We start from the raw sequence: 1,290 nt of genomic DNA on the forward strand, positions 1-1,290 counted from the left end.
GGCCCTATAACGAATCGTGTGGGTAGGCCATGTCAAGTTTACCCGACATGTAGTAGATCATTCTTATGAAGTTGTCTACGTTGCTGTATCCCCTAGCTCTTCTTTTGGCCAGTTGAATTTTAGAGTTAATACCTTCTAGCACACCATTGGTAACGCCTCTATTCTCAAAATAAGAGACTATACCAGACCAATGTGCTTTGATGGTGTTTACAAATTTGCGAAACGGTTCTAACTTGGCATCAATGGCAACATCGCACCAAAATGCCAAATAGCCCTTAGCTTCTTCTTTATCTGGAACTAGATATGTATCCATAAATCCTTCACGTAGACCATAGGCCTCTCCGATGTTAGGGTAAGAGATAAGCATCTTGTCCAGTTTACGTAATTTCTCTTGGCTAAGTTTTGAGCGGTTTCTAAGGAAAGTGTATCGCTCGCATTTAAGCAAATCGCAGTTCTTATGCTCTGCTTTTCGAACTTCGTCCAAAGCTTTATTGAGGTACTGTACCAAGTGAAACTTATCAAAAACGATCTCAGCCTGGGGGAAGTATTCGTCACGACCACTGATGAAAGCTGGAGACATATCCATGCTTATAAGTTTTATCTTTTCAGGATCGCCTCCTTTTCGCTGTAACTCAGTCTTAAATGCTCCAAAAGTTTCAGAGTCCTTACCCTCTACAGCAAATAACGTACGATGGGCATCCAAGTCTACAAATTGAGTGATATAGCAATGCCCCTTACGTCGAGAGGTTTCGTCAACACCGATACGTCTAACGTTTGACCAATCTGAACGCTCATAGGCTTCGTTTACCCAGTATTTGAACACGCGCCAAATTCTAGGGGCCGTTACTTGGGTAACTTCTGATACAGAAGACACAGGCATCTCTTCTTCTATGAGTAACATAGAGTAGGCTTCAAACAGCAAGGTAAAACCACTATGAGGTCTTGCCCAAGGCACACTAACCATCGCGATTTTGTTTTCACCATATCGAATACGGGGAACTTTGCAATGAATATAGCAATGGTGCTGAAAGAAATTGAGGTGACGCCATGTCTTATCGAGAGTATCGTAAGCAGTAGATTGGCTGCCATCCGGAGCTGTAAACAGAAAGCCCTTTTCAAAGGCAAGCCATAAGTGCAGTTCTTTTGTGCCGCTTTCATTTATTTGAAATTCGGCACGAATTACGCTCCAAGGGGATTGCAGCCCCAATGCAGATGTGAAGATTTCCTTGCTGTCCATAATGCAAAGATAGGGATTTTTGTGAGCCTACCCACACGATTCGTTATAGAGCC

The 1,290-nt window shown here is 42.9% G+C and carries 1 protein-coding gene; it reads right to left on the minus strand.

Features of this window, described 5'->3' with window-relative positions; translation table 11 throughout:
• Positions 1–4: 4 nt before the first annotated feature.
• On the minus strand, positions 5–1,237 hold the full coding sequence (locus C234_RS0112915; protein ID WP_027326093.1) for an ISL3 family transposase: 1,233 nt from the start codon (positions 1,235–1,237) through the stop codon (positions 5–7).
• Positions 1,238–1,290: the final 53 nt, after the last annotated feature.

The sequence above is a fragment of the Bacteroides pyogenes DSM 20611 = JCM 6294 genome (assembly GCF_000428105.1).
Lineage (GTDB): Bacteria > Bacteroidota > Bacteroidia > Bacteroidales > Bacteroidaceae > Bacteroides > Bacteroides pyogenes.

What these genes read in the sequence shown, in the direction of transcription:
- C234_RS0112915 (WP_027326093.1), bottom strand. Translation starts at nt 1,237, where the DNA reads ATGGACAGCAAGGAAATCTTCACATCTGCATTGGGGCTGCAATCCCCT.